Source organism: Streptomyces sp. NPDC033845, assembly GCF_055576225.1.
Genome location: NZ_JBVIRI010000059.1, coordinates 1 through 5,739 on the forward strand (window position 1 = coordinate 1; position 5,739 = coordinate 5,739).

The following is a 5,739-nucleotide window of genomic DNA, read 5'->3' on the forward strand; positions in this document are numbered from 1 at the left end:
TGCGGAGCCGGACGCCGGCCGCGATGGTGCAGCCCCGAGCAGCGAGCAGGGGCCGCACCTCGCCGACCGCCCGGGTGATCGTGGAGCGGTCGACGTCGAACCAGCAGGCCAGCACGTCATGAGTGACACCGTGGCGAAGGTGAACGAGCTTGGCAGCAGCCGGTCGACGAAGACCAGACGGTGCTTCGCGCCGGCGCCGACGGCCCGCTTCCTCGGCCTGGACTCCAGCTTTGCCTGGTGCCGCTCATGCCATAACGGACCCACCTCGGCGACGAGTTCGGCGATCACATCGGACGACAGCCCCGTGATCCTCCGGTCGCTGATGATGACTGCACGAGCCTCGTTCCCCACCACACGAATATGATCAGGGACGAAGCCCCAGCACTGCACCGCCAACCATGCACGAGCTCGTCAGGGCTTGCAGGGAATCAACGTGTTGCTTCCCGTTCTGAGGCTCGTTGGTGTGGTATGCGCATCCCGGACGAGGTCTGTAGCCAACTCGGAGTGAAGTTCAAGGTGTTGTTCCCGCATGTGGACGAGCGGCAGCGTCGTCTGCTGATGGCCGCGGAGGCTCGGGTGCTGGGGCATGGTGGTATTCGGGCCGTCGCCCGGGCCGGCTGAGGTGAGTGAGACGACGGTTCGCAAGGGCCTACTCGAGCTCGAGGCGGGTGCGGCGCCCGGGCGGTGGACGCAAGCGGGTCGCGGATCTCGACCTGGGGCTGCGGCCCGCGCTGCTGGCGCTGGTGGAGCCGGACGAGCGCGGGGATCCGATGTCGCCGCTGCGGTGGACGGTGAAGTCCACCCGTACCCTCGCGTGGGAGCTCACCCGGGCCGGCCACAAGGTCAGCGCGGACACCGTCGCCGGCCTGCTGCGGGAGGCGGGTTTCAGCCTGCAGGCCAGCGCCAAGAAGGTGAGGGCTCGCAGCACGGCATCGACGGCTTCGTACTGGTGCGCGTACAGCGACCCCTTCACGCTCCGGTCTCCTTGCCCTGAGGGCCCATGCCGATGGCGCCGTGGGCAGCCGATGCTTTGCGGCGGCGCCGGTGTTCGCGCTGGGCCTGGGCGCGGGCGCATTCGCGGGTGCAGTACTTGATGCCGCTGGTGCGGTTTTGCCCGTACTCCGCGCGGCCGCGCTGGCGGACGAAGGGGCGCCGGCAGGTCTCACTGGCGCATTCCCGGATGGTGGCCTCCTCGGCAAGGTGGTTGTACAGCTGGAGGAAGACCACGGACAGAAGCGTGGGGTATCGGTCGTCAAGGCCGCCGATGCCGATGCTGAAGGGCTCCAGGGCAGCATTGAGGGTGCTCGCCAAGTCGCTGATCTTCAGATTCAGCAGTTCCTCGCGCATGTGGTCCAGATCGCGCGGCCAAAGCGCTGCCCCGTCACGGTTGGCAGCCTGCCACCGTCGCAGCTCTTCCTCGGTGGCCTCCGCTCGGACGAGTTCGTCCAGCCCGCCTTCGCGGCGCAGGGCCAGCCACGTGGTGATGGCCTCCTGAGCTGCTTCCACGAAAAGCGTTGCCAGTTCGCCATGGAGGGCGAACGGTCCGCGCTCGGGATGGGAGCCCATCAGGGCGGTGTAGTAGCGGTGGTCTTCCTCGTCCAGGCTCAGGTCATCTACGAGGCTTCCCAGATGCCCGTATCGCCGTACTACGGAGGCAATCGCGTCGAGGTCTGTGGCGTCGAGTTCCATGAACTCGCGGAGGTAGAAGTCTTCCGGCACAGTGGCGGACCCGTCGCCGGGACGACGGGCCTGGGGAGTCCAGACGATCCATCCGTCCTCGGCTCGTGCGTCGGCGAGGGGGCTCAACGCTGGTGGGGGCACGGGAGTTCCAGGCCAGAGCGTGGGACGAAACCGTGGGTCTACGTATGCCGCCATGATGGGCATCATAGCGATGCAAGAGTAATACAAAAAGAGATCCGTTCGTATCACCTGCGTAGAACTCAGTGGAGGGGCAGCCGTGGTGACGCACTGGCACGATCGCAAGGCCGTAGGAGATGCACACGAGCAGCGGGTCGCCGCCGCCCTGCGCACGAGAGGCTGGACGGTCCAACACTCCGGACAAGGCACCTACCCGCACGAGATCCGGCAGGCCCTCGCCCGCACCACCTCGCCACTGCGCTGGTTTCCCGACCTCATCGCCGCCCGCGACGGCGAGATCGTCACCATCGACGCCAAAGACCGCATGCCCTCATCCACCTCCAACCGCTACGCCCTCAGCAGCGATGCCGTCCGCGCCGGGCTTCTCTTCACCGGCACTCACGCGCCGACACCGCTCTACTACGTACTGGGCGACCTCAAGGTCCTCACACCGGCCGAGATCCTTCACTACACCGGGCACGCACGCCGCCACCGCAGCGGCGCCTACCACCTCGTCAGCACCCACAACGCACATCGCTTCGACGACGTCTTCGGGGCCACGGCCATACGCGCGGCAAGCTGATCCCCACCCAGCACGCAGGTGAGCCTTCGAGGCTGCCGCCTTCTTCGTGGAAGCGGCGGTGCTCTTCTTCCTCCTTCCCGTGCGCTATGCGAAGGCCCCCGGCAGACCCTGCCGGGGGCCTTGATGCGAGGCTTGCCCACCCTCCAGCCCCGGCGGCCTCGGCGCACTGGGCAAGCCCGGCCGGCCCCTGCCCGCGTCTCTGCGCTTTCCCCTCCTGTTCCCCCTGTGGTGACAAACCCTTCGACCGGTAGCATCCGTGCAGGTCGGCCGCTGTTTCGGGCCGTGGACGCTGCCTCGACACTTCTTTATGTGCAGTTCCGGGGCGGTGGCTTGCTGGCGCAAGGGGCGGAGGGGCCGGGGTGGCGGGGACGGCTGCGCGGAGGTACGAGTCGACGGCCAAGACCAGGGGGCAGGTGCTGGAGGCCCTGGGTGTGGTGAAGGTGGCCACGGCCGCGCAGATCCGGGCGTTGACGTGTCCGGGGACCGCGGACGCGGCGACGGTGCGGGGCGGCTGCAAGGACCTTGAGGCCGAGGGCTTGGTGTTCTCGGCGGGCCGGACCTCCCGTGTCGAGCCGGACGGTCGGCGCGTCACGGAGAAGCTGTGGTCCTTGACGCTGGCGGGCCTGGAGGCGGCTCCCGTGATCCTGGGACCGCCGCCCCAAGGAGATGGGGGGCACGGCGAAGGCGGCGGCGGCCTCGGGAGCCAAGCACGCGATGCGGGTGACCGACACGCTGGCGGCGTTCCTGCAGACCCCTGCGGAGCGGACCGCGCCCGTGGTCCGCAAGACGGCAGTACCCGCCCCGGCACCGGAGCCGGCTCCGGTGCCGGGGGTGCGGCCGCGGGGGCTGGGGCCGATCGGCACGTGGTCCACGGAAGTCGCCCTCCCCGTGACCGGGTCCTTCGCCGCGCCGGGGCGGGGCAGTATCCGGGCGGACCTGGTCCGCGCCATGCCCGGCAGCCGGATGCCGCTGCTGTGCGTGGAAGTCGACAACGGCACTGAGTCCCCACCGGTCCTCGCTGCGGGGTCCTGTTGCTGACGGGCAATGCTCCTAAATACGCGACCTCGCCTGAGGAGGAAACTCGCGCAGGCTGCCGCGAAGAAGTGGCAGGCCAGGGAATGCTTGCCTACTACGCTCATTACATCGGAATGGAGCCCAGTGAGCGGAGAATGCTCGATGGTGACCCTGAGTTGTCTAGGGCGCGAGAAAAGGCTTTTGAATTTGTTCTGCAGTACCGTGATTCCGACGAGTCAGGAAGGGGGCACCGCATCCTCCTCGGGTAACTCCACCCTCTGCTACCACCGAATGTGAGACAGAGCGGTTTACTGGACAGGCCCCTGTATGGCACGGTACCGCTGTAGGCCGACGGGGTGACGACACGGCATTTACGAACAGGATCCCGGGGAACGGGCGGGCCAAGCGGCTTGTTACGGTCGGCGGGTGTAGGGGTGGAGCTGGTCGATTTCTTGGAAGCCGGCTTGCCGGTGGAGTTCCGCGGCCGGAGCGAGGGTGTCGCTGGTACCGTCGGCCGGTGTGCCGAGGAGGACGGTGAGTTCGCGGATACCGCGGTCGGCAAGGTGCGCCAGGCACTGACGCAGGTGAAGGTGACCGGCTGGGTGTTCCGGGTCCAGGGTGAGCCATTCCAGGACCGCTGTCCCCTCGACGGGACGGCTGACGACCGCTTTCCCGATGTGGGTGCCGTCACTCGTGCGCAGCCGCACATACCACCCGTACGGATCGGGGCTCTCGGTGATGTCGATGATCTCGTAAGGCAGACGCTGGAGTGTACCGGGGCGGCAGTGGAAGTATCTCCAGCCATCCTGGCGCGAGAATCCCGCGGCCTCCAGCGCTACCGCGCTGCCGCGGCGACTGCGTACCGGCAGACCCGCGAACGACATCGCGGTCGGCGTGCCGAACGCGTGCAGGGTGCGCTGCCCCGTTTGGTCCAGCATGTGCCGTACCAGCACCTGGGCGACCTGCTGATCGTCCTCGACACAGTGCAGCCACAACAACATCGCGTCACCTTCGTGTTCGCTCAGGGCCCAACCGATGGCGCCCAAAATTTCACCGCCGGTGCCGACAGCCAGGTCCGTGCGGGGCTCCTGCAGCACGGAGGGAGCCGCGTCCCCGGGGCAACAGCCGGCAACAACGTGCCCGAGCGTGTCAGCACTGACTGTCGGGCGGCCGGGCAGCCGGTCGCCCCCGATCAGCTCCAGGACCCTCTCCAGGTCTCGCGGTGTGCAGGGGCGCACCGTGGTGCTGGTCTGCGTACGGGCGGTTGTGGCTGCCACGGCGTGCTGCTCCTTCTGTGCGGTCCGGTAACCGGTTCAGCTTCTCCCGCTCGGAGGCGGGCGGTAGGAAGCGCCACACCCACGGCGCATGACGGGGACTGCGGAAGTACTTCGCTTCGCTCTTGGTACGTCAGCAACTCGGGTCCATGCAAAGGCTGTATGGCGCACCCGGGATTTGCGCTGCTCTGGGCGGTCGTGGCACTTCGCGGCCGGCCTGCAGCCAGAGCAGCGTGACCGCGTCGTAGATCGGCGTGTCCGACAGGGCGCCATCTGTGTTGCCGTAGCCGTAGGAGAAGGCGTGCCGGGGTGCGGGAACGGTTCGCCCGTTCTGTGTCATAAGCGCTTCAACGACGAAGCCGTCCTTGAGGACACCTTGTTCCGGGATGCGTGACGTGCTTCTTGAACGGATCGGCGCTGTGCTGGTCGGGCGATCAGAAGGGATACGGCTTCGCGGGCGTCTGAGCAGAGACGGGAACAGGCTCGTGAGCTGTGGCTTCCTTTCTGGGTCGAGGGCACGCCGAGTCCGCTGGAGGCAGGTCGGTTTCCGAGCCGGTAGACCCTTAATGACCGTACCCTCCGTCAACAAGAGGTAAGGCGCGGTTTCCTCTGTGTCGATCTTGATGGCGATGCGTCGCTATCCCTCCTTGTCATCATGAGAAAGCATCTGATCTATTCAGTTCGCATTTGGGATTTTCTTGTGACCTGTGTGCGGCGATGGCCATTGTCGGGGGCGTGACAACCCGCGCTTCTATCGCAGTGACGTCTCGGACGCCCGGTGGGCCCTGATTGAGCCGGTGTTCGCCGCCTGGCGGGCCCAGGGCTGATTCAAAGTCGTGGTGATCTTGTGGTGTGCCTGGTCACAGGGGTGTGACGATCGGTTCGGGGGCCGCGACGGATGCAACGAAGCTCCGGCTGAAGACGGGTGACCTTGCCAAGTCGCCGTTCTCAGTCGGAGCTTCGATGTGCCGTCAGTCTGCCACCGTCTGCTTGATCAAGTCGCCGTCGCGT

At 67.1% G+C, this 5,739-nt stretch carries 5 protein-coding genes and 1 pseudogene; 3 read left to right on the forward strand and 3 right to left on the reverse strand.

The annotated features are described in order from the left end of the window. Nucleotides 1-115 (reverse strand): transposase family protein (locus ACZ50K_RS37510; protein WP_468911926.1); only part of this gene is annotated, 115 nt, incomplete at its 3' end. 353 nt (nt 116-468) lie between these two features. Here ACZ50K_RS37510 and ACZ50K_RS37515 point away from each other — a divergent pair. Further along, nucleotides 469-908, forward strand: a pseudogene (locus tag ACZ50K_RS37515) (ISAzo13-like element transposase-related protein); the annotation flags it as partial. A 61-nt stretch (nt 909-969) separates the two neighbouring features. Here the strand turns inward: ACZ50K_RS37515 and ACZ50K_RS37520 are convergent. Next, entirely contained in the window at nt 970-1,719 is a 750-nt protein-coding gene (locus ACZ50K_RS37520) for a hypothetical protein (protein ID WP_468911916.1), read from the reverse strand. A 238-nt stretch (nt 1,720-1,957) separates the two neighbouring features. On the opposite strand from ACZ50K_RS37520, the gene ACZ50K_RS37525 reads away from it, so the two are divergent. Next, nucleotides 1,958-2,440, forward strand: a complete 483-nt coding sequence (locus ACZ50K_RS37525; RefSeq protein ID WP_468911917.1) for a hypothetical protein — start codon at nt 1,958-1,960, stop codon at nt 2,438-2,440. Nucleotides 2,441-3,106: 666 nt separating this feature from the next. Then, nucleotides 3,107-3,478: a hypothetical protein gene (locus ACZ50K_RS37530; RefSeq protein WP_468911920.1), complete on the forward strand. Its 372-nt coding sequence runs from the start codon at nt 3,107-3,109 to the stop codon at nt 3,476-3,478. Nucleotides 3,479-3,867: 389 nt separating this feature from the next. Here the strand turns inward: ACZ50K_RS37530 and ACZ50K_RS37535 are convergent, their stop codons facing one another. Beyond that, on the reverse strand, nt 3,868-4,731 hold the full coding sequence (locus tag ACZ50K_RS37535) for a GNAT family N-acetyltransferase (protein ID WP_468911923.1): 864 nt from the start codon (nt 4,729-4,731) through the stop codon (nt 3,868-3,870). Between the last annotated feature and the right edge of the window lie 1,008 nt (nt 4,732-5,739).

Coding starts and splice junctions, on each gene's coding strand:
- ACZ50K_RS37530 (WP_468911920.1), top strand. CDS start 3,107: ATGGGGGGCACGGCGAAGGCGGCGGCGGCCTCGGGAGCCAAGCACGCG.